The 21,874-nt window shown below is 60.8% G+C and carries 26 protein-coding genes; 3 read left to right on the forward strand and 23 right to left on the reverse strand.

Annotated features, from left to right (window positions below):
- The first annotated feature begins 175 nt into the window (after nucleotides 1–175).
- Both ACYPXD_RS22120 and ACYPXD_RS22125 read left to right on the forward strand, forming a co-directional pair.
- Nucleotides 176–685, forward strand: coding sequence for a GDSL-type esterase/lipase family protein (locus tag ACYPXD_RS22120; protein ID WP_459715952.1), 510 nt, complete (start codon nucleotides 176–178; stop codon nucleotides 683–685).
- An 8-nt stretch (nucleotides 686–693) separates the two neighbouring features.
- Entirely contained in the window at nucleotides 694–1,497 is an 804-nt protein-coding gene (locus tag ACYPXD_RS22125) for an SGNH/GDSL hydrolase family protein (RefSeq protein WP_459715955.1), read from the forward strand.
- Nucleotides 1,498–1,746: 249 nt separating this feature from the next.
- On the opposite strand, the gene ACYPXD_RS22130 is transcribed toward ACYPXD_RS22125, so the two are convergent.
- Genes ACYPXD_RS22130 through ACYPXD_RS22155 form a run of 6 tightly spaced genes read right to left on the reverse strand, consistent with a single transcriptional unit; the run spans nucleotide 1,747 to nucleotide 6,623 of the window.
- On the reverse strand, nucleotides 1,747–2,724 hold the full coding sequence (locus ACYPXD_RS22130) for a hypothetical protein (RefSeq protein ID WP_459715957.1): 978 nt from the start codon (nucleotides 2,722–2,724) through the stop codon (nucleotides 1,747–1,749).
- Between the two features lie 10 nt (nucleotides 2,725–2,734).
- Nucleotides 2,735–3,334, reverse strand: a complete 600-nt coding sequence (locus ACYPXD_RS22135; protein WP_459715960.1) for a YmfQ family protein — start codon at nucleotides 3,332–3,334, stop codon at nucleotides 2,735–2,737.
- Nucleotide 3,335: 1 nt separating this feature from the next.
- Nucleotides 3,336–4,466, reverse strand: a complete 1,131-nt coding sequence (locus ACYPXD_RS22140; RefSeq protein ID WP_459715962.1) for a baseplate J/gp47 family protein — start codon at nucleotides 4,464–4,466, stop codon at nucleotides 3,336–3,338.
- Complete coding sequence (locus ACYPXD_RS22145; RefSeq protein ID WP_459715965.1) at nucleotides 4,466–4,915, reverse strand: phage GP46 family protein; 450 nt, start codon at nucleotides 4,913–4,915, stop codon at nucleotides 4,466–4,468. Before ACYPXD_RS22145 ends, ACYPXD_RS22140 begins: the two co-directional genes overlap by 1 nt.
- Nucleotides 4,912–5,544 (reverse strand): phage baseplate assembly protein domain-containing protein, encoded by a 633-nt coding sequence (locus tag ACYPXD_RS22150; protein WP_459715967.1) that lies wholly within the window; start codon nucleotides 5,542–5,544, stop codon nucleotides 4,912–4,914. Before ACYPXD_RS22150 ends, ACYPXD_RS22145 begins: the two co-directional genes overlap by 4 nt.
- Nucleotides 5,541–6,623 carry a phage baseplate assembly protein gene (locus ACYPXD_RS22155; RefSeq protein ID WP_459715970.1) on the reverse strand — a complete coding sequence of 361 codons (1,083 nt, stop codon included), beginning with the start codon at nucleotides 6,621–6,623 and terminating at the stop codon, nucleotides 5,541–5,543. The genes ACYPXD_RS22150 and ACYPXD_RS22155 overlap by 4 nt, the downstream gene beginning before the upstream one ends.
- A 106-nt stretch (nucleotides 6,624–6,729) precedes the next feature.
- Between ACYPXD_RS22155 and ACYPXD_RS22160 the strand changes: the two genes are divergently transcribed.
- Nucleotides 6,730–7,011 carry a hypothetical protein gene (locus ACYPXD_RS22160; RefSeq protein WP_459715972.1) on the forward strand — a complete coding sequence of 94 codons (282 nt, stop codon included), beginning with the start codon at nucleotides 6,730–6,732 and terminating at the stop codon, nucleotides 7,009–7,011.
- Between the two features lie 3 nt (nucleotides 7,012–7,014).
- Here the strand turns inward: ACYPXD_RS22160 and ACYPXD_RS22165 are convergent, their stop codons facing one another.
- The 17 genes from ACYPXD_RS22165 to ACYPXD_RS22245 form a co-directional block, all read right to left on the reverse strand.
- Nucleotides 7,015–8,475: a DNA circularization protein gene (locus ACYPXD_RS22165; RefSeq protein ID WP_459715975.1), complete on the reverse strand. Its 1,461-nt coding sequence runs from the start codon at nucleotides 8,473–8,475 to the stop codon at nucleotides 7,015–7,017.
- Complete coding sequence (locus ACYPXD_RS22170) at nucleotides 8,472–10,319, reverse strand: hypothetical protein (RefSeq protein ID WP_459715977.1); 1,848 nt, start codon at nucleotides 10,317–10,319, stop codon at nucleotides 8,472–8,474. The genes ACYPXD_RS22165 and ACYPXD_RS22170 overlap by 4 nt, the downstream gene beginning before the upstream one ends.
- Nucleotides 10,320–10,438: 119 nt before the next feature.
- A complete protein-coding gene (locus ACYPXD_RS22175; protein ID WP_459715979.1) occupies nucleotides 10,439–10,741 on the reverse strand; it encodes a phage tail assembly protein in 303 nt (100 codons plus the stop codon).
- A gap of 2 nt (nucleotides 10,742–10,743) precedes the next feature.
- Nucleotides 10,744–11,115, reverse strand: a complete 372-nt coding sequence (locus tag ACYPXD_RS22180; RefSeq protein WP_459715984.1) for a phage tail tube protein — start codon at nucleotides 11,113–11,115, stop codon at nucleotides 10,744–10,746.
- 64 nt (nucleotides 11,116–11,179) lie between these two features.
- A complete protein-coding gene (locus ACYPXD_RS22185; RefSeq protein WP_459715989.1) occupies nucleotides 11,180–12,685 on the reverse strand; it encodes a phage tail sheath subtilisin-like domain-containing protein in 1,506 nt (501 codons plus the stop codon).
- Entirely contained in the window at nucleotides 12,682–12,867 is a 186-nt protein-coding gene (locus tag ACYPXD_RS22190) for a DUF2635 domain-containing protein (protein WP_459715991.1), read from the reverse strand. The genes ACYPXD_RS22185 and ACYPXD_RS22190 overlap by 4 nt, the downstream gene beginning before the upstream one ends.
- A gap of 9 nt (nucleotides 12,868–12,876) precedes the next feature.
- Nucleotides 12,877–13,440 (reverse strand): ABC transporter permease, encoded by a 564-nt coding sequence (locus ACYPXD_RS22195; RefSeq protein WP_459715993.1) that lies wholly within the window; start codon nucleotides 13,438–13,440, stop codon nucleotides 12,877–12,879.
- A 1-nt stretch (nucleotide 13,441) separates the two neighbouring features.
- Nucleotides 13,442–13,765, reverse strand: a complete 324-nt coding sequence (locus ACYPXD_RS22200) for a head-tail joining protein (RefSeq protein WP_459715995.1) — start codon at nucleotides 13,763–13,765, stop codon at nucleotides 13,442–13,444.
- 1 nt (nucleotide 13,766) lies between these two features.
- Nucleotides 13,767–14,021 (reverse strand): hypothetical protein, encoded by a 255-nt coding sequence (locus ACYPXD_RS22205; RefSeq protein ID WP_459715997.1) that lies wholly within the window; start codon nucleotides 14,019–14,021, stop codon nucleotides 13,767–13,769.
- Nucleotides 14,021–15,082, reverse strand: coding sequence for a major capsid protein (locus ACYPXD_RS22210; protein ID WP_459715999.1), 1,062 nt, complete (start codon nucleotides 15,080–15,082; stop codon nucleotides 14,021–14,023). Before ACYPXD_RS22210 ends, ACYPXD_RS22205 begins: the two co-directional genes overlap by 1 nt.
- A gap of 81 nt (nucleotides 15,083–15,163) precedes the next feature.
- Nucleotides 15,164–15,841, reverse strand: a complete 678-nt coding sequence (locus ACYPXD_RS22215) for a head decoration protein (protein WP_459716001.1) — start codon at nucleotides 15,839–15,841, stop codon at nucleotides 15,164–15,166.
- A gap of 32 nt (nucleotides 15,842–15,873) precedes the next feature.
- The gene (locus ACYPXD_RS22220; protein WP_459716003.1) at nucleotides 15,874–16,458 is read right to left on the reverse strand and encodes a hypothetical protein; all 585 of its coding nucleotides are present in this window, start codon (nucleotides 16,456–16,458) and stop codon (nucleotides 15,874–15,876) included.
- Between the two features lie 21 nt (nucleotides 16,459–16,479).
- Nucleotides 16,480–17,370: a S49 family peptidase gene (locus tag ACYPXD_RS22225; RefSeq protein WP_459716005.1), complete on the reverse strand. Its 891-nt coding sequence runs from the start codon at nucleotides 17,368–17,370 to the stop codon at nucleotides 16,480–16,482.
- The gene (locus ACYPXD_RS22230) at nucleotides 17,371–18,936 is read right to left on the reverse strand and encodes a phage portal protein (protein WP_459716007.1); all 1,566 of its coding nucleotides are present in this window, start codon (nucleotides 18,934–18,936) and stop codon (nucleotides 17,371–17,373) included.
- A gap of 68 nt (nucleotides 18,937–19,004) precedes the next feature.
- Complete coding sequence (gene gpW, locus ACYPXD_RS22235) at nucleotides 19,005–19,253, reverse strand: gpW family head-tail joining protein (RefSeq protein WP_459716012.1); 249 nt, start codon at nucleotides 19,251–19,253, stop codon at nucleotides 19,005–19,007.
- Nucleotides 19,254–19,263: 10 nt separating this feature from the next.
- Nucleotides 19,264–21,255, reverse strand: a complete 1,992-nt coding sequence (locus ACYPXD_RS22240; protein ID WP_459716015.1) for a phage terminase large subunit family protein — start codon at nucleotides 21,253–21,255, stop codon at nucleotides 19,264–19,266.
- Nucleotides 21,239–21,823: a hypothetical protein gene (locus ACYPXD_RS22245; RefSeq protein WP_459716017.1), complete on the reverse strand. Its 585-nt coding sequence runs from the start codon at nucleotides 21,821–21,823 to the stop codon at nucleotides 21,239–21,241. Before ACYPXD_RS22245 ends, ACYPXD_RS22240 begins: the two co-directional genes overlap by 17 nt.
- Nucleotides 21,824–21,874: the final 51 nt, after the last annotated feature.

Below are 21,874 nucleotides of genomic sequence, written 5' to 3' on the forward strand. Positions count from 1 at the left end.
GGAACCCGCTCAAGCGTCCGCGCCGGAAGCGGCATCACAACCCGAGACGCAGCCCACTACGCCGCCTGCAGTTCCGGTCCTGATCGAGGTTCACGGCGATGATGCATTATCCGGCCTCTCGGCGCCGACATTTTCGTTTAACCCACAGAGTGAGCCTGCCGATACGCAGGCAGCATTGCGCGATGAATTGAGCGACGACGCGATCACCATCGACAACTTGGCCGAAGGCGGCACCGCATCAACCGTCGCGAACATGATCGCCGGCGTCGATGGCGGTGGACCGCCGTTCGCGCAGCGCATGCTGACGTCGAAAGCGCAAATCGTGCTGGACGGGCACGGCGTCGAAGATGATTTGGGCCAGTCGCTTGCGCCCTACGCGGATGCGCTGGTGGCGTTCATTCAGGACGTGCGCGCAGCTGGGAAAACGCCCGTTCTTGAAGAGCCTGGCCCTGTCTGCGATGATCAGCATCCCAATCTGGCGAACTACGTAAGCGTCATGGACGGCATCGCGCAGCAATATGGCGTTCCGATTGTGATGCAGTACAACGCGCTGCTATCGATTCCGAATCTCTGCTCACACTACACACAAGGAATTTACCCGGACGACTACGTGCTTGCGCAAAGATCACAGTTTGAAGCCACGACTCTGCTTCCCGTTATCAAACCGCTGGTTAGCCAAAAATGAGGGCGATCATGCATGCGCGTATCATGTTCGCCTTGAACAATAACAAGGCTATGAGAATGGCATACCGTGGCATCGTCGCGTCTTTTCTGGGGGCGATTATCGTGGCTTGCAGTGGGTGTGGTGGCGGAGGCGGGGGGGCGGATATTTCTTCGGCTGGCGCCGCACCGCCCGTGCCTAAATCCGTGCTGATCGAAACGTACGGCGATTCGACGACTGCCGGAAACGAATTGATTGATGGTGTCTACGTTAATACACAAAACTCCGAGCCAGCCGTTCTTCAAAGACTTCTGCAAGCCCAACTTGGGCCGAGCGTGACCGTTTCTAACCAGGGAGTAGGTGGAACCGAAGCGTCTCAACTCTTAAACGGTACCGACGGTGTCCATCCCACCTGGGCGAATCAGATGGCAATGTCAAAGGCTGCGATCGTGACGTTGAATTTCGGCCTGAACGACGCTTACTACAGCCAAGTTCCGACCACGGGATTCCCTGCTGAATCACCATCAGACTTCGCAAATGCCGTGACTCAGCTCGTCCAGATAGCAACGACAATGGGCAAGAAGGTCGTGATATTCGAGCCGAACCCTACCTGCGTGCCAGTTCGCGCGAACGTCTTGGGGGCATATGTTCAAGCGCTGCAAGGCGTCGCGTCGGCACAGAATGTACCGATTGTGAACGAATACAGCGCTATCGAAGCAATGCCGAACTGGCAGTCTATGCTCACAGACTGCCTTCATCCGGGCGATGCTCTGTACGCTGCAAAAGCGCAGATGGAAGCGCCCATAGTGGCGGAGATCGCGAAGACACTTCAATAATGCCGGCTGAAGTGGATAGCCTGAACTGCCGCTCTACTTCAGGTATGCAACGAGAGCGTCAGTCTGCCGTCGGGGCGGGCAATCCACTTTGAAAATCCGGCATAAGCCCATCGTAAAATGCCTTCCACCGCGGATCACCAGCTGAGACAGTACCTTGGTTTGGGAAAGCCTTTGGATCTTGCGGATCGCAAAAGTAACCGATGATCGCAGAGCTGCTGCTATCGCTGAATTGCACGTTTATTTCCATGACTAGAATTCGTATCCGTTGATGCCAATCGCGAAGGATGGCGTGCCGCCATTCGTGACTGTCGCGTAGTAGATCGATTGAGCCAGCGTGATTTTCAATCTGTTAAACGTCGAGCCATATGAGCTGTTTCCAACGGCCACGCTGGCGCTTATTGCTTGAGTCCCGGACGAACCCGCATTTTCATATACGAAAACGCCACCACTCGTCGACGAGGCGGAATTTCCATATGTAATAGACCCAGATGTTGACTTTGCATTCAGGGGAAGGATGCTAGCCACGGAGAGCGCGGTAATGGACGTTACGGTCCCGTTGTTCAGTGCAGCTGTCGATGGAAATCCGATAGACCTATCAAATTGGCTTGCAATAGCGAAATGCGCGTTCGTATCAAGCGGCCATACCGAGATCAACGCTGATTCGGTATAGCCAGACGGCAACGTTCCACCGTAGACCTCTGGAAAGAGCGCCGTACCGCCAGTGCAGAAGATGCCGGCGCCGACAGTAGGTCCCCACGCCGCATAGATGCCTGCCCATTTGCTTGCGACAAGAGCCGTCCCGACTACGCCGCCAATACCGCTGCCCGTAGTCGTGACAGTCTCACTGAAACTGGGCAGGATCGTAGCAACACCGCCGAGAGCCGATTTGACACCGACCTCATCGGCCGTGAATGCGATGCTGGTTCCTGCCGCGATCAGCGATGCCTTCAGATTGCGGACTGCCCCAACGGCTGGCGACGATTGATTCAGCAGCGCACGGATCGCATCACGAACCTGCGTGAGCGTTCCCTTACTCGGCGTCAGGCCACCGGCAGCGATCAACGCGATCAATTCCTCCTGAATCGCGTTGTACTGATACGACGGCCAAAGCGTAGCCGGCACGCCCGTAGCCGGATTCCCGTCCGTCGCGTAACCAGGCGTACCGCTCGCCGGCGCTGTGTCTGCATGCGCCGCATCTACTGTATTAGGCGCGATCAATCGATCCATGAATGGGTCCTCAATCTGAAAATTGGAAAAGCAGAATCGTGTGAGCGGGCGAGTAGGTATTCAGCTCGCACTGGAGAACGTTGTTGCCCCACGATGCGAACGGCGAGCCGAATGCGCCGCCGAACTGAAGCCGGCTGACGGTGAACGTCGGCGCATTGACTTGCCACGCGAACGCCCAATCCTGACCGCCGAACGGAAGGCCAAACCGACGCCCGAAGCGAGACGGCACGTATTGCGTGATCGTGATGTCGTAGCCGAGCGCTGCCGCGACCGCGGTGAAATACGCGACCGACTGGCCTCCTGTCGCAGTAAGTCGCGAGACAACCTGTTGCCGGCGTTGCTGGATTGTCGGCGCTTCGCCTGCGCATGGATCAGGTAAGCCGAGCGTTGCCTCCCATTCGGGAAGCAGTTCGAATGTCGATCCGGGGAAAGCATCCTGCAGCAGATACACAGCGCGCGCTGCATTGCGTTCGTACGACGGCGCCAAGCCGGCGAACGTCTTCGTCACCACGGCATCCTGATCGCGCGGCCACACCCGGCCGCGTGGCAGTAACGCCTGAAATGCCCGAAGGAAGTCCGCCGACAGAAGAGTCGGAGCGGCCAAGTTCACCTCATGGATAGGTCATGGTTCCGCGCACCGGCAGGAACCCGATTGCGCTGGTGATGTTCCCCGTCGGAGACGTGATCACAAAGCCCTCGGTGCCGGCTATAGCAGCAATCGAGGATTCGATGTCGCTGAGCGCCACCGTTGCGCCGGTCGGATCCCCGGTGCGCAGAAAGACGTCGTCGATCGCTGCCTCAAGCGCTGCCTTCGTTGCCGAGCTGGCGGTCGATAGGCCCGTGATCGTGAAAGGCACAACGTTCTGGGAAGGCGCGCACGAATAGACGAGTGCGGTCACTGGCTGCGTAGAGATAATGGCGTCTGCGACCGCGAGCTGATCGCCGGTCGCTACCGTGTCGCGCGGCAACCCATCGGGACCTTGGTCGAATTGCGAAACGCCGTTCGTGCCCTGCGGAAAGCCGCCGTGCGCCGATTCTGCATCGTCGAACATCGTGTACACGACAACTGTCCCAGCACCGAACCCATTCGGCCGGCACCATGCGCGCGTGACGCCCGCGACCGCGAGCGCCCACGTCACATAGTCGGTCTTGTCGCCGCCCTGTGGTGGATTCTGGAAAGCATCGATAATGCGCGCGTTAAAGTCTTCCGCATTTTCAACGTCAGCACCGCCAGTGAACGCAGTTGAAGCGCTGCCGGTCGACTGAATGCCAGGAATCGCCGTGCCGAGCGATAGCTGAGTGCCCTGGTCGCAGTTCCCCGCTGCGCCCGGCGTGGTGTCCTGCGCCTGAACGGTGACATTGCCCGACCCATCAACAACCGTATCGGCGAGCGTCACATACGTGCGCCCATCACCGCGCACTATCGTCGTGCCGGCCGGGAGCGGAGTACCGGTCGTGCCGATGAACGCCGCGGCGCCCGACGCCTCAGTCGCGGCCTTCAGATAGACGCCCTTCAGTGCGCCCCACCCTGCCGCATATTCATCGGTTGCGGTCCACGGTACAGCCTGCTTCGAGATCCAATCGATATATCCGTAATGGAGATGCGCGAGCCCGGCCTGCACGATCGTGACGACGCGCACGACGGCATAGCGCAGCAACGCGGTCACGCCCTGCAGATTCGCCTGGACGTCGGCCGCTACCTGTGATTTGAGGTCCGTTAGCGACGGTCGAGAAAAAGGCATTACTGAATCCCCTGCCAAGCCCACGTGAAGGCAGACGCGACATTCGCCCCGTCCTGCTGATATGCAACGATCTGCGCGCCTAGAAACGACTCGCGCACCCACTGAACCGTGATGTCGAAGCGCGCGACGACACCGTCATCAATAAGCCACTTCAGGGCCTCGGCGATGTAGTCGTAGGTACGCTGCAGCGTTTCGGTCGTTTGCTTCGCTCGCTGGAGCAGCCATAGCCGGCTGCCGATCTGCGTCGCCTCGCCATCGTCGCCCCACCACCCGCGTGGATCGTTCGAGCCGTCCGGAATGACGTCATCCGGCGCCGCCATGCGATCGGTGAACAGGCTCACGAGAATTGCTGTCTCGAGGTCGTTGCCGGTCGTCAGATCGGGAGGCGAGATCGACCAGTCGCCTCGGGAATGCGCGGCATCCCACGTGATTCGAATATCGGTTGTCATTCGGTCTGATTCGGAACGTCGGATACGATCGTGCTGCTACCGCCCTGCACATTTTCGACAGGGTGCTTATGGCCGTTGTAAATCGTCCGCATGCCAGCCATGGTTCGGCTGTTGGTATTGAAGTTGTCCTGGATGTCGCCACTCGATTTCACGAGCGGCGTATCAAACTCGACGCCACCGGGCGCCACAACCTTGAAAACACCGCTGCAATTCACCGTGACATTCGATGCGTCATTGACCGTGACAGGCTGACCCTTCGCTTCGACGACGATTCCGCCACTCGCAGTCAGATAGACAGACTTCCCGTCCTGGCTGTAGACCATCACTTCGCCAGGCTTCAGGTTCTTAGGTCGGCTTTGCTGATGTCCCGTCGCAATGACGGCCGCGTTGTTGCGGCCACTCCCGAGATTGACCATGACGAAGTCAGGCGATCCATCCGTCGGAAGCACGCTGGAAAAGCCAAATTCCGCGAGCCGCGGCAGGTTATCGACAGTCTCAAGCCCATTGATCAGACCCTGCACCATCTGGACATTCCCGCCGTCATTCGTCGTCGTGATGCGCCCGCGGCCAACGACTACCGAGAGGAACCGAGCGATTCGACTCAGAGCTCCGCTCACGTGATCGCTCATTGAGACCCTCTGCTGCCGTCGACAAAGAAAGGTTGCAGCGCTGTCGGCTCAGGCAGATACGCCTCTTTGCGCATCGCCGTGATCGTCGCCGTCGTGCCAGTCTGGTCGTTTCGCTGGTAGGTCACGTCGCCGATCATCCACACAACAGGCCCCGTTCCTGAGTCGTCCGCAACCTTCAATTGCGGCAGCAGGATAGGAACCAGCGTGTTCGGCGTCCATAGCGTTCCAGCCGAGTCGCGCCATGAATCGGTCGTGAGCGTCATGACCGCAGCCCGGCCCGCACGCCTGTTCATCTCCCACTCGGCACGCCGCTTCGTCAGATCGGGGAACCCTTGAACAGCCTCCGCGATGATCATGCGCACGCGTTGCCGCTTCACGCCGACGTCGGGCACCTCGCTGATCAGGCCGCCCACATAGCCAAAGTCAGAGAAGGTTTGAACGGACTGGGTGTATGCCTTGTAAAGAGAGAAACGCTGATCAGCCGAATACGAGGCCTGAGCTGCCTGGACATTCACGCCCTGCTCGAATCCACTAGCCGCCTGCACATCACTCGCCTGCGCGAGCTTCAGATTTCCGTCTGGCGTGTCATAGACGAGCAACGAGCTGTATCGGCTGATCCGCTCGATGATCTCGTAGCTCGACTCGCCGAGAAAAAGGTTGAACTGCGGAATTGACGGCAAGCCAGCGACATCGCACGAAACAGTGATGCCATACTGTTCAGCCAGCTTCGAAGCGACATCGAGCGCTGATGTCCCGCTTATTTGACCATTCGGCCAGAGTGCGGCGCAGTCGACAAGATCCTGACATTTGCCTCGACCCGCGACGCGGATCGAATGCGAATGTCCGTCCATAGATGGAACATACCGATCGACATACCCAGTCAGAACGAGATCCTGCCCGATCATCAGCTGGCATTCATCTCCAGGCTGCACAACGACCGTTTTCAATTGCCCAGGATATAGTTCCGTCAACCCCAGCTCGAAGTCGCTCGGACAGCGCTCGACCCCTCTTGAAACCCGTACGTCAGTCCAGCCTGAGACGATCTGATTTCCGATGCTGAGGTAGAGATCATCATCCATACGTTTCGGGGACCTTATGCGTTCAATTCTTTTTGCATTTCTTCTAGCTCCCGCTATCTCTTTCGCGCAGGAGCCCGCGCGCTATCACGTGACGGAAAATGACGTGATGGCGTGCTTCGATGAGTTCGTAACAGCCGACTTCGCGGCGCTAAAGGAATCGAAAAAGCCAATTCCGGACAAAATCTTCTCGGGGCTCGCCGATGGCGGCCAATGCATGCCAACCGAACCCGACAACCGCGGTTACGACAAAATCGTCCGCATCGACAACGTGACCGTCGCGGGCAAAACGAGAAAAATCGCCTACGTGAGCTCGACATTCGCGCTCGAGGAAGGCAAGCCGGCCGTCACGACCTACTGGTACGTGCCGGCCGACAAGATCAAGAAATAGCGTTTAGCTCGCAAGGGCCTGGAACGACGTGGGCATGAAGGCCGGATGCACAACATCCGCCTGCTGCACGAGCCCATCCGATCGCGTCGCATCATGGTAGATGCGATTCGCGAGCGTCAGCGCCGGCAGTGACGTCGGGAAATTGAACGTCGTCACCGCAGCCAGACCCGCGCTGCGCGACTGAAGATCGGTTATTACCGCCTGCCGCAGCGTGCGCATTGCCGTATAACTGGCATCGTCGCCAGCGTCGCCGGCAATCTCGATTTCCGCATCGATCGCATCGGCCACCTGTGCGGATAGCGTCTGTGCATCCTGCTGCGATGCCGGTTGATATGTCGCGCACGCCTGCGCGAGGGACGCGAGCACCGTGCGACGAAATACGTTGCCGCACTGCGTCTGCATCGTCGCGATTGCCACGCCGATTTGCGAATTCGACGTGTTGCCAGTCGGCGCGTACGTGACCATGCTCATCAGCATGCGGATCGCGTCAGCCGGGTCAGATGCGCTTGCCGCGACTGCCTGAACAAATGCCTGTGACGCTGCGCAGAACGCTGTCGGATCGCTCACAGCGGCTGCCGCTGTTTGCATCGCCGTGCCGGTGTCCGTGACCGCCTGACGCACGACAGTGTCGTTCGCCATCAGCATCGCGACAGTGGTCCCCGCCGGCGCTTTCTGATTCGAGCCCTGATACCCATCGTTGCCGCCGCCGAACAGCCTTCCGAAGTTTCCCGACAGCGTCGACACGGCACCGAGGAACCGGTTCACGTCGTGCACCGCGACCACGCCAAGCTGATAGAACCCGACGGCGGCCGACACAGCCGAGCGCGCAATCGCCGCGCCTTTGCTGATTGCCGCCGCTGTGTTTTTCACAAAATCGACAACCGAACCCGACAGCAGCCCGGCCGCCGCGCTCGACACCAGACTCGTCGTCGACGTGCTGGTGTTCGGAAAAATCCGTGCGCCGCTGATGATGAACGTGAAGTTCACCTCTACTACTCGGCCCAGATCCTTCCGTTCAATGAACTCTGGTTGTCCGATGCAATTTACGTTTTCGATGGTTCCGAATGTCGGATGCACCAGAGTCTGAGGGCCAGCGGTTTCGCAGACTTGAAGCAAGCGGTTGCGCTGATCGATGACGCTTCCACCGCCGTAGATAAGGCTATCCTCGATCAGAAAGCCGGCCAGACTGAACTGGCGAGGCATCTTCCCAAGGTCTTCGACCCACACCTCATTGCGGAATGGGTAGTCGTGGATCGCATTGCGACGTCCGCCCGTCGTGCGAGCTGCCTCGACGGCGAACGGCACGCCGCCATATGACGCCGTGCGCACGAGGTTCTGCCAGTTGCCCGATAGCAGGTTCGATACGCCATTGACGATCGCCGACGCACCGTTCGCGAGCGATTCAGCAGAGGTCGCAACGCCGCCGATGCTGCCTGCTACGACGACTGCATCGGCTGAACTCATACGTTGGGCCCCAAAAGCATTGAATGTCCGATCTGACCGGTTGCGAGGATGTCACCCTTCGAGTGCACGCTCGCGCGTGTTCCCTGTGGTGCATTCGGCATGTGAATCGTCACCTCGAGATGACCCTTCAGATTTGCCGGCGTCGCGTTTTGCGCCGCCGTTCCCGGCCCGACCGCCGAGCCTGCTGAAGAAGCCGTATCGGATGCAGCTGAATTGTTCTTCGCGTAAAGCGACGCCATCGCCGACGCACCGTTCTCGCGTCGGAAGATTGCCTGCGAGAGCAAATCCAGTTGCGTCGAATTGAGCTTCTGATCCGGCGAAACACCAAGGTCTTTCGAAACCTGGGCGATATAGCTGCCCGTATCGTTTTCGCTCGACGGAGCCCACCGGTTGATTATCTTGCTCGGCGTGTCAAAACCAGACGCGACATAGCTGTTCAGCAGCTGCCGCGCTGCGTTCTGGCCGGCAGCCATGTTCGGGAAGACAGCAAAGCCGCCATCGTCGCGACCGGTCGCGCCCATACGGCGCGCGAAGTCACCATAGCGGATGTTGCCCGGGTTGTTGTTCCGGATGCCGCGCGGCACTTTCGAGCCCGACGGCGTGAACATGTTCCGAACGGCGTCACCCAGCTTGCCGAAGCCGCCCGGCGACGCGCCGGTCTGAGGCGTGACAACGCCGCCCGCTTGCGCTTCAGCGACCGCCTGATCGTGGTTTGCACCAGCCGGAATCGCTTTGTCGAGTGCTCGCTGCCGCGAAGTCTCGGCGAAATATCCGCCAGCGAGCGCGGCAATCACCGGATTCGCTGCAAAACCGCCGATGACCGCGAGTTTCGAAGCAATGCTCACGAGCCCTGCAATCGGCGATGCGAATGTGACTGCCGCAAGAGCCAGCGCGACGCCCTTGACGCCGCCGAGCGCCGTACCGACGTCTGCGATCGACTTCGCCGTCTTATCCCAATCGATATGATCGATCCAGTTCGCGATCTTCGGGCCGTACTGGTCCGCAAGGCGCGCGAACTCGTCAACCGCGCGACCGACAGCCGGCGCGAGCGCCGAACCGATCGAATTCTTCAGCTTGTCGACCGATGCATCGAGCGCGATCATTGACTGGTTGAATTTCTCGCCCTGCGCGATCTGCTCAGGCGACATAGTCGCGTGGAGCTTATCGAACTGCGCAACGAACTGGCCGATTGTGCCGCGGCGAATCATCGCCTGCAGACCGCCCAGCCCGAAAATATCGAGGAACGCGCGCTGCGCCTGTGCGTTCGTAATTTTCTTCGCGGCGGCTGCAACATCATTCAGGCCGCGCACGACATCTACCGTCCCATCCTTCAGGCGATGGATGCCAATACCTTTATCCGACAGCACGCCAGCCGCGAACGTATTGCGACCAGCGGACGCGTCCTCAAATGCGGCGCCGAGCGATTGCATGCTGCTCGTCATGGCGTCAGCAGACAGCCCCGCAACGCGGGCGGCACCGCGGTATCGCTGCAGATCCGTCGTCGAAACACCGATCACGCTCGAGGTGTTCGCGATCTCGGTCGCGACCTTGCCCCAACTCGTGGCGAATGCGGCCATGCCGGCGATGCTGCCGACGCCGATGATCGCCGAAAGCGGCGGCGCGATCGACGCGACGCTGCGCGCCACGCCGGCGGCCGACTTGCCGACGGATTCGAAGCGCTTGCCGAGCTGGTCGAGGCCCGTTTCCTTGTTGAAAGCAGCGACAGACGACTTGACGTCGTTGACCGGCTTCGTGATCTTCGCGATGGAGTCATTGACCCGCTTCGCGACCGCCGTCGCCTTATCGACAGCGCTGATCGTTAGCTGGAAGCCTGCTGCCGCCATTTAAATCGCCCCGTTAGCTTTCATGCGCTCCGCTTCAGAATGCCAGAAGCGAAAGCGGCTCATGCTGAGGCGCCACGCATCTTCAGGCCCCCAGTGATAGAACTTCGTGACCTCGGCGACTAGGCTTCGCCAGTTGTCGGGCCATCCGTCGTAAAACCCTGCAGGTACTCGACCGCCTCCTCGTAATCACGCTTGCCGAGGTTTCGGATCGCCTGCACCGGCACGCCGGTGACAAACGAGATCAGCGCGGCATTCGTCGCATAGGCGGTTTCACCGGCCTTCACGCAACGGTCGAGCTCGTCGACGGTCGGTTCGCGCAGTTCGAGCACGGCGTACGACTCGGTATCGCCCTTGATCTGGATGGGCTTGCGCAGCTTCAGCGCGAGAGTCTCGGGATGCGGTTTGTTTTCGGTATCGCTCATGATCAGTTCGAAGTCGTTTCAGTAACCTGCGGACCCTCGAGGTTCAGGTCAAACACTGCATCCTCGGAATCCACTTCCTGATCCTCGACCGACCACATGTTCCGGCCGATGATCGTTTTTCCGTTCGCCAGCGAGCCGACGACGGTGACGTTCGTCATGTTGTTGATGTCCTGCACGACAAGGCCGCCCCAGTCGCGCAGTTGCATCGAGATGCGAGGCGCGCGCGGCTTTTCCTTGTAGCCATGCACGCCGTCCATGCCGGTAAGCGTCTCGCGCGTCACCGTGCCGGGGCTGTACTTGAAATTCGCCGAGACCAGATACGTCGTGCCGTCGATCGTCACGGATGCGGTGCCAGCGAGAAGACCTTGAGCCATCTTCTATCTCCAGAAAAACGAAAGCCGCCCGAAGGCGGCCTCGCTCGTTGATGGATGAAATCGCTTAGGCGGCTGCCGGAACGATGTTCGAGAACTGCATCAGCAGCGCGAAGATCCGCAGCTGGTCGATCAGGATCGCCGGATACAGCACGTCGACGCGGTTCGGGTTCTGTGCGTTCTGCTCGACGACGAGCCCCTGCGCGAAGACCGAACTACCCTGCACGAAGCCGGCCTCTTCCATCGCCTGATACTGCGCGATCAGATCGGCGCGGATCGTGTTCGGCGTGACGACATTGTTGCCCGCCGTCAGCCGCGTGCCGTTCGCCGCGAGCTTGACGCGCGCGTACTTGGTCGTGATCACCGACTTCAGTTGACGCAGCACGAAAGCGAGCGTGTTCAGCGTCTCGACCTCGAGGTAGCTGTCGTCGGGCTGACCGAAGCTGTTCAGCTGGTAGGTCGTGATCGCATTTTCGATCGACACCGTGCCGTCGTCTGCGACATCGAACGTGCTGATACCCGTGAACAGCAGCGTATTGCGGTCCGTCAGCGCGAATCGCGATTGCTGCGGCGGCGCAAGCACGCCGTCGAGCGTGACCGTCTGCATCGGCTGCGCCGGATCGGCGCGCGTCGACACCGCGGCGGCCGCCGCATAGATAGCAGCCCAGATCCAGTTCGGCGTCGGCGAATCGTTGAAGCCCATGATCGACACATGCTCATCGTTCCGGGTCGCACCGAACGTCTGACACGCCGCGAGCGTGCCGCGGAAGGCGCCGTACGCACCGCCGTAGAGTTGCTGCGACCAGCTCCAGCGGCCCGTCTGGGTGCTGAGGAACGCCTTTATCGCATTGAGCGACGTGGCATCGTTGTACGGGAGCGCGATGAAGTCGAACGTCTTGTCGCCGAGACCGGCGAGCGCCGTCGTCAGCACCGGATTCGTCGTGCCGCCCGTCATCGCGACGATCGTCGCTGCGAGGCCAGTCGGCAACGACTCGCCACCGGCCGCGCCCTGATAGTTCAGTCGCAGATCGATGTCGTTGCCAGCAGCGCCCTTGTTCTTCGCCGTGAAGTTGACTTTCGACGTGGTCGTGCCGTCGACGGCGGCCGTCACCGGCAGATCCGGCGCTGCGGTAACCGCCGCGGCGAGCGCCGTCGCCAGTTGAGCGGCCGACTGCGACGGAGAAACAGCCATCGAGAGCAGCTGGCCGGCAATGTAAAGCGAGAGCGTACCCGCCGCCGTCGCGGCAGCAGTGAAGTTCAGCGAACCCGCCGCCGCGACCGCGGCGCCATCGTCCGCGAGCGGCAGATACCAGACCTCACCGAACGAATCGCGGTTGCGATATGCCGCGGTCATCAGCGCGAGCATCGAGCCCGCGCCGCCAACAGCTTTCGCGTCTGCGGCACCCTGGCTGATCTGCGCGACGCCCGGCGTGCCGGTGCCGCCCGAAGTGATCTGCCCGATGATCAGCGCGCGTTGCGTCTGCTGACCCGTATTCGCGTTGCGCGGGTCGATGTCCGCGTAAAACAGCGGCACGCGGAGATTCGACGGAATATTCGGAAACGAGATCGTCATTGATCAGCCCCTTTGCTGGATGCCTTCTTCACTTCGGGTTGCACGATTCGCACATCACCGTCGCGCAGACGGCGATGCCAGTACATGTCGAAGTCATCCACCGTGATGCCCTCGGGCGGGATGAATTTCTTCGTGATCGGATCGAGCACGTTCGGCCCGCCCGGAACAGGTTGGACGACCATGCGTCGCTCCTATGAAAAGTTGAGGGTGAGCCCCGGCTCCGTCGTGCCGTCGGGCTCCTGCACCGTGAGGTCGACGCCTTGTAGCGGCACGACGGGAATCGGGAAGAAGTCGTCCGCGTCCTGAAAGAACTCGACGTCGATGGTCATGTTCAATTCCGCCATCGGCATTTCGCCTTCCGAACTTGTCGACAGATCGGACTCGACAGACGAGAACTGCTGTATGCGTTGCTGCCCGGTCGTGCCGCATGCCCAGATCGCAGGGTTGTTGATCAGCACCGACTCGATCTGCGCCTTCAGACGTTCGGCCGCCGCAAGAGCCTCCGCAGAACCGGCGTCGCCGACCTGCGCAATCGCTTTCGTGCGAGCGATGATTACGATCGATGCCGTCGTGTTGAACTGAGGCACGTTTCGGCCCATGGACTCCTTACGCTCGTGAGGCGCGCGCACGAGGATCAACGGATAGCTATCGGCCGCCGTCGGCCAGTCGAACGGTGAATAAACCGCTTGCCCTGCGTCAGTCGCGCCCTTGAGCGCGTCAACGAAGAGGCCACGGAGTTCGGCCGATGTCGTCATGTCAGGAGGATCTCGTGAGCAGCAGCTTGGCGCCGCCATGTGAGTCGACTCGAGGCTGCTTGACGATGTACGTCGCGCCCGTGCGCGGTACGGTAAGGCGATCGTTCTGCGCCGGCGGCGACGGGAACTGGGACATGCGCACGCCGAGCACCGCACTGACCTCGGTCACACCCGTCGATGCATCCTCGAACATCACTTCCTTGAGGTATGCATCGTCGAATACGCCATCGACCGAGAAAGAGCCTCCCGCTGCAGGCATATAGGTCACCGGTTCGCCGAAAACATCCATCAGCGGTCCAATAACCTCTGCGTCCCAATCGATCATGTCAGCCTCGCTTGATGCGCGGCCCCGTCGCGGAGCCAAACGTCGGCCCGTCAGCAAGAGGAATCGCCGGGCGCTCCGGATCGATCAGAAAGCCACGCGCGCGCAAGCGCGCGATTTCCGATGCCGGCAACTGCACCTTGTCGCCTGCTGCGTGCGGCACACCGTCCAGATCCCTGACGGTACGGCCGCGCGCGACGATCGCGATTTCCAGTGCAGCGGTTCTTTGCGCGGGCTCCTGTTTTACAGGGGCGCCCATCAGTCGACCACCGCCGGGCAGACGTTCGCCGAGAAACAGGCGTTCACCCGACTCGGGATCACAATCGGCGACGATTGCATCAGCAGCAGACGTTGAGCCGGATCCTGCTCGACCCACGTCTTCGGCGCGTACGGCAGTGCTTCGTAGTTGAACGCCGGATCCATGATCTGGCCGAAGGCACGGGTGCCCATCAGGTTGGGACCCGACATGATGATTTCGCCATCCGGCAGCATCGGCTGCTCGACGTTGTTGTCGTCGACGAACCAGTCGTTGTAGACCCACAGGTCATACTGGCCCCACTTGCCCTTGTAGACCGCACCCTGTTCGATCTGCGCGCCCGGATTGATCACGTTGCCGCTCTGCGCAAGATTCGGGTACTGGATCGCACCCTTCGCCAGCGGATCGGCCAGGAAGCCGGTCCATGCCGACGTCGAGAAAACGATGTCCGTGACCTTGGCGCCCGACTTCTTCAGGATGATGTGTTGCCACGTCTCGATATTCGCCGTCGGCGTCGCCGTGCCGGCAGTGACATTTGCGGGCGTCCACTGCTGGTTGCCCGTGAGGGCTTCGGTCAGAGCGGGATCGCGGCCGAAGTCGACGACGACCGTTTCGAAGCCTTCGCCCGAAATGGTCACTGCGCCGCCGAGCAGCGCTTGAGCGGCCATCCATTCGAGACGGCGGTTCAGGATGTCGATCTGGTCCGTCATCTCGGCCTCGAGATTCGCCATCTCGCGCTCGATGCCCTTCAGGTCGCCGCCGATGCGTTCGCCGATCATGCGGCGAACCGGCTTGCGCAGATCCGGCGCGCGCTTGTCCTTGATGTAGGCCGGCTTGAATTCGTTCGTCTGATACCGACGTTGCTCGACCAGCTTGCCCTCGACGAGCGGCGATACGAACGGCGACATCCGGCGCTTACCGACGTCGATGTCGATCGACACCTTTTCGGAATCCGCCGTGACGATGTTCGGGAAGAATTTGTCCAGCAGGAACTGCTGCGCCAGCTTCAGGTTGGGAACCACCTGAATCAGCGTGTTGGTGTCGTACAAAAATGACTGGGTCATTCCTCTTTCTCCGTTGAGATGAAAAGCGAGCGCGCACAAAAAAGCCCGCCGAAGCGGGCTTCATTCGATGCGCGATTGCGGTTAGCTCGGGTCTGCTGCGGAGACCGAGGACTTGACGAAAATGCTGTACGGGCGCAGCGCGGTCGTCAGCGACGGGATGTCCCACGACGCGTCGAAGTGCAACGAGTTCGCGTTGACTTCGGCCATCAGGTACGCGCCGGCGGTAACCGGACCCGCACTTGCGTCGGCGTCGTCGGCGAGAATTGCGACCGGCGTCTGGCTGCCGTCGCTTGCCGATTTCACGCTCAGCTTGTACGTGCCAACCGCGTCGACAACATTCAGCGTGAACTTGTCGCCAGCCGCGAATGCGGTGCCGCCTGCTGTGAGGGTGAAGCCGATACCCTGCTGCGAATACGCCGTGCCGACGGTTGCATTCGGCAACGAGTTGCCCTCCGGATCGACCACGGTGAATGTGGTCGCGCCGGTCGCAGTCAGGACATATGCGCCCTGCTTCGAACCTGTCGATGCGCTGATGCTGCCGATCGTGCCGTTGCCGGTGTTCGTGCCGGGCGTCGAGATCACATCCAGCGAACTGACAGCACCGAGCACGGAGCCGCGCGGCAAAGCGCCAGCCGCAAGAATGATCGGCTGCGAGACAATCTTCAGATTGCCCGCGATCAGCTGATCCGGGATGTATGTTTCGGCGTAGATGCCGGGCTGTTGGGGGTTGTCCCCAATCGTGTTGACGTTGAGCGTCATTGACGTTGCTCCTTACTGGACTGGGGATTGAATTACGCTTCGCCGCGGCGCTTCTTGCCAGCCGCGATGATTTGCTGAGCGAGATTCGGCGCAGTAGCCGCGCCGCCGACGCCGGGATTCGGCACTTGCGTCGTCGACATGCGGTCGGCGAGAGCGGCGCGCTTCGGTGCGGGAGCCGGCGCATCGGCTTTGCTCGCGTCGAGCGCAGCAATCGCAGCCTTCGACGACATCCTGGTATCGAAGGCAAACACGCCGGCCTGACGAACCGAACCGATCTTGATGCCGTGCGCGATGATCCGCGCACAACGGGCGCGCTCCGACGCACGAGCAGCCTTCTTCGCGTCGTCGGTTTCGTCGTCGCCATCTTCCATGTCGGCATCGTCACCGTCGACATCGTCGGCTTTATTGGCCTTCTTCGCCTCTTCTTGCTTGCGCTCTTCTTCCTCGGCTCGCTCCTTCTCGTCGAGCTCTTCCATACGCTTCGCGTAATCGTCGTCGGACTCGCCGTCGCGTTGCTTGCGCTCATCGTCCTGCTCTTCTGCGCGTGCGGCGCGCGGGCCATTGCTCAACAGATGGGCGAACGGCATCGCGCCCGCAAGGGTCTTCTTCAAACTCATGAGTTTCCTCTCACAGGTGGTTTAGGCCAGCTCATCCAGCAAGGCCAGGAACGCCGCATCGGGCGCCATCACTGCATCCGCAAGCCCGCGGCTCACACCGCTTTCGCCCATGTAGCAGGCTGCCTGCGTCTCGCGGACAGCATCCGCCGCGATGTTCCGGTTTCGGGCGACCGTATTGCAGAACAGTTCGCCCATAATGTCGATGTCGGCTTGCGCCGCCTCGAGTGCTTCAGGCGACAGCGGGATCTCCGGGTGGAAATCCGCCTTTCGATCGCCGTACTTGATGAATGTGACCGCGACGCCGGCGCTCGATAGCGCCTTCGACCAGTCGACGTGCATCGTGATCACGCCGATCGAGCCGACGCCGCCCGTGCGAGGAACGATGATCCGATCCGTCGCGCTCGCGAATGCATAGGCTGCCGAATAAGCCGATTCGCTCAGAATCGACCACATCGGCTTGTCGCCGCGCAAACCGTAGACGGTGTCAACGAGATCGAAACAACCCGCGACCTCGCCGCCCGGCGAATCGATGTCGAACATGATCGCCCTGACAGCGGGGTCCGCATGCGCGCGCAGAATGCTCTCGCGCAGGCCGTCGTACCCGGTCATTCCAGAATAGGGCCGCAATGTGCCAAGCTTCTGCACGAGTGTGCCCTGCACGCAGATCATCGCGACGCCGGTATCGGCGACCATGGTGTACCCGGGATCGACAACCTGACCGGGTCTCGTCGACTCGTAGTAGTCGCCATCCCAGTCGTCGTACGCCATAGGGCGAATCGGCGATCCGTCGACACGCATCATCTGCGTGACACCGAGACGCTCGGCGAGCGCCGCCATGATCACCTCGGCCTTGTCCTGACGGATCGCGAGCGGCACGTTGAACAGACGCTGCGCCAGATGTGCAAACCGCATTTATTCTTCCTCCGGAGGTTTGCTGGCCTCCTTGGCACCCATACCAGACAACGAAGACGGCACAGGCAAGCCAAGGCGCTTGTATCGCTCGACGACGATTGCATTGCGTTCCGCAATTTCGCGCCAGTCAGTGCCGGATGTTTCGGCGGCCTCGTCTTCTACCGATGACAGACCCTCAGCAATACCGAGCGCCGCACCCTGACGTTCTTTGACGACGTCCACGAGGCCGCGACCCGGGCCCATCCATTTGGCGCGCGCATACGCTGCGCGCGCTTCGATGAAGTCAGGAACCGTCCCGCCCGGCATCACGTAGTCGTCGACCTCCATCGACTCCTCGAGCCACGAAACATAGATGCGCTGCGCGAACCCGGAGGCGAAGCCTATACGGCGCCGCCCGAACGTCTTCCATGCCTCGAGCATCGCCGACCGATATGCCGAATAGTTCACCTCGGCCCAGTTCTGGCTGATCTGCTGCGCAGCCAAACCGGTGGCGGCCGAGAAGTTGCGCAGCATTGCGCTTTCGAATGCCGCGAAGTTGCTGCTCGGCCGATTGGGCGCGAGCGATCCGATCGTTTCACCCGGGTAAAGATGCGTCATGCCGACGTCACCCAGGCGCGTGCCGCGCTCCTTATGGAACGAGGACCGCTCCATCTGGTACGCGCTAACCTTGTTCGATCCGGCGAGTGCTTCCTCCACCAGCTCGCCATCGAACGGGCTCTGGATATATGCTGCAAAGAAAGCATTCACGATCGCGGCATCGAGTTCCGTGCGATCGTATTTCGCGAGCATCTTGAAGCGCGCGAGCACCGGCGTAAGAAAGCCGATGCCGCGGTGTTGCGATGCGCGATCATGGTCGTAGCTGTGCACGATGATCGGCCGGCCCCAATCGGTCTCGCGCGGGATGCGATCCCAGTGCTGAGCCTTCGCCGCACTGAACCAGTCGCCCTGGTGCGCACGCCGGATCCAATAGGCAGTCGGCACACCGAACTCGTCGACCTCGACGCCACCGCGCATCGCCTGCTGGTCGAATTGCAGCTGAGGATTCGACAACCGGTCAGGATCGATGATCTGCACAGCAGTCGAATAGCGTGCACGGCCAATGCCGACACGATTCGGGATCCAGTGCATCATCGCCAGGCAATCACCGTCGATGACCTGATGACGAAAAGCAAGCTGGAAAATTTGCGGGATCGTGAGCATGCGCTCCGAATCGCAATAGAACCCCGTGTCATGCGCCCACGCGCGCCAGTTCGCCTCGATCTGCTGACCGAATTCATCCGCCCAGACGTGGTCGAATTTCTTGTTTCCCGTGATCGCCTGGAGCGCCATGTAATCGGGCTTCGCGATCGGGCGAAAGTCCGGACCGATCACGTTGTCCACCGACCGCATCACTGCGGCGGTCGCCCATCCATCATTACGGATCAGGTCGCGTGCGCGCGCCGTGAGGCGCGGCTGGTACATGTTGATCTCCCCGTCGGGAGACCACAGGTACGGCATCCAGTCTTCGGTATGCGGGCTATACAGGTCGACGGCGTCGTACGGCGCGCCGCTATAGCCTGTCAGCATGGACGCGCGTCCCCGCTGCGGTGGCAACGGCTTACCGTCCGCACCAAGGATTTGCACCGGATTGTCCATTAGCGATAGATGAATCTGATTTGTCTTCGCGCGCGGCGGATGATGCCGAGCTTCTGTTGGAGAAGAGAGATCGCCCCGTCGAGCAATCCAAGATCGGTCGCGCGATACGAAACCGACTTCGTTCCATCACCTTGCGCGTAACTGGCTGTCGCAACCTGCTTTCCGGCCATCAACTGGTCGTAGGCGCTTAGCAGTGCCGTCAACTGCGCCTGCATGTCGGCCCTGCTGCGTCCGTCATAGGCACCCATACTTTCTCCACTACGCTAATTGACTCGTCCGCGACTTCGACCCCGCTGCACCGCCGATGACTTTCACGGACGGACCGCGCACGGCCGACGGTACGATTGGCACCTCTGGTGCTGGCGCGTTCGCGGCAGGTTCAGGCGCGACGTACGGCAGCGCGGTATGCGCGGCCTTGACTTCGTCTGCGGTGACGTTCAGCTTCAGGCCGAGGTGAGTCAGGCCGCAAAGCGCCGCATAGCCGTAGACGCGGCAGTCGAGCGCCTCATTCGCGCGGCCGGGCGGGAGATCCCACACCCGATACTTCTGGCCGCCAGTCACCTTCACAAGCACGCGTTCCGACGTGAGCTGCGCGAAATAGTTGATGTCGCGGTCAGTCGGAAAATGCATATAGCCCGGCCCCGGCGCCTCCTTGTGCAGCCGCTCGCGGATGACGTCCTTTGCCGCGTTCACACCGAGAATCACTGGCCTGAACGATGACTTGTTTCGACGGCTTGGCTTCTTCGTCGGCCACACCGGATTGCGCTTGCCGGCGATCGCCGATTCACCCTTGATCGCCCACACGCGCCGGCCGAGGCGCTCTTTCGAAAAGTCGTAGACCTTCTGCGTATGGTGGCCGCCAGAGTCGATGCAAACCGCCATCGCTTCGAATCCGCGGCCGTCTGCGCGATACCAGATACGCTTGAGCAGTTCGTCGAGACGATTCCATGGATCGGGCGTTTCCATATCGCCCTCGATCACCTCGTGCGCGATCGACCAGCTTTCCTCGTTACGCCCCCATCCGATGACCTCGACCTCGAATCGGTAGTCCTGCGTGTCGACACCGACGGTCACAACCGCAACGCCATCAGGCACCTCGGCAGGCCAAACCTCGCATCGCGAGACAAGCTTGTCTTCGCTCAGCGCTCGGTCGCCTCGGTCTTCATACGTCTCTCCGAGCACCAGGTTGACGAACGTCTGACGCTGCAGAGGGTCATCTTTGACGTCGAGCCACTCAGCGACTAGGTTGCGCCACGACGCATTCGGGAACAGGCTGTATCCGGCCCAGATGTGGAATCCGGCATGACCGTTGAATGGCTTCGTCGCGCGCCACTCTCCGCGCGCGACCATATCGGGCTTGTCTACGTCGTGGATGATGCAGCCGTTGTGGCGGCACACGTAATAGACGGTATCGGGCAATCCTTTCCCGTTCTCGTCTTTATCCCACTTCATTCCGTGCGGCGTGTCAGGACCACCCCACTCGAGAACTTGATGCTCACCGCAATGCGGGCACGGCACGTAGTAGCGTCGCTGATCGCTTCGCTCGTAACTCTTTTCGATCCGGCTGAATCCCTTCACTGTCGGCGTGCTGCCGAGAATGATCTTGCGGTTCCAGAATGACTCTGTCCGCTTGATACCCAGCTTGATCTGGTCGCCTTCCTTGCCGGCGCCCTGGACCGGATAACCGTCGATCTCATCGAACGCGACGATGCGCGCCGTGATACGACGGAAGCCGCCAGGGCTATTTGCCCCGACGAACGATATAGACGCGCCGTTCCGGAAAACGCGCTTCAGGATCTTCTGCTTCGAATCCTTCTTCTTCAGGTCGCCAACGATCTCCGCGACCGCGGGCGTGTCCCGCAGCATCGGCTCGATCTCGGTCGTGCTGTAATCTTCGGCGTCCTCGACACGCGGCTGAACGATCAGCATCGGCGCCGGGTCCTGATGAATGTGGTAGCCGGCGACGTGATCGAGGATTTTCGTGTAGCCAACCCGCGCCGATTTCTGAACGGAGATCGTCTCGACTGTCGGATCGGTGACCGCGTCCATGATCCCATTCTGGTACGGGAACGCGCGAAATCGCCCCGTCTGGGCACTCGTCTCGCGCGAGAGCACTGCGTACTTATTAGCCCATTGGCTAAGCGTCAGCTTCGGCGGCGGTTGAATATTGCGCCGGCGCGCAGCAAGCAGTTCGCGTTTGAGCGCTTCATACCCGGTTGCATATCGCCGCGCTTCAGCGTGCGACTCCATCCCGGGTCAGCTCCTCGAGCGCTTCAACGATGATCTCTTGCAGGGCGTCCTGAACTTCGACGACGGTTTTCAACATATGGATGCGCGGGGCGTGCTCTGCAGGAATGGCGATCAGCTTCGTGCGCACCTTGGCATACTCTTCGCCGACCACCTTCGCGACGTCGGCGACAGCGACAACGAGCCCCGCATCGCGGTCATACTCCAGCTGCGCCTGCAGCGCGAGGTAGTTTTCCTTCACCCGCCGCGCTTCATCAAAATTCATCTCAGCGCCGGTCGCTGCCAGCACGCGGCCGGCAGCATCCTCGGCAGTCTCGCCGTCGCGGATTGTTACCTCCGCATCGCGTCGGGTAACGCGCTTTCGAGCGGCCGACGGCTTGTTACCCTGGCTGTTACCTTGCGCATTTTGGGTAACAGCATCGGTGCCATCGCGCCGATATTTTTTCAGCTGCGCATTCGATGCGTCGACGTCGACCTCATCGCCCGCAAACACAAGCCAGCCGCGCTCCTTCCACTTCGTGACCGTCTTTCGACTGACGCCGTGGAGGGCTGCAAACTCGCTCTGTTTCATCGCTGGTTTTGTTACCTGTTACCCAAATTTGAAAAGTTCATAGCTAGACGA

The sequence above is a fragment of the Paraburkholderia sp. 2C genome (assembly GCF_054589215.1).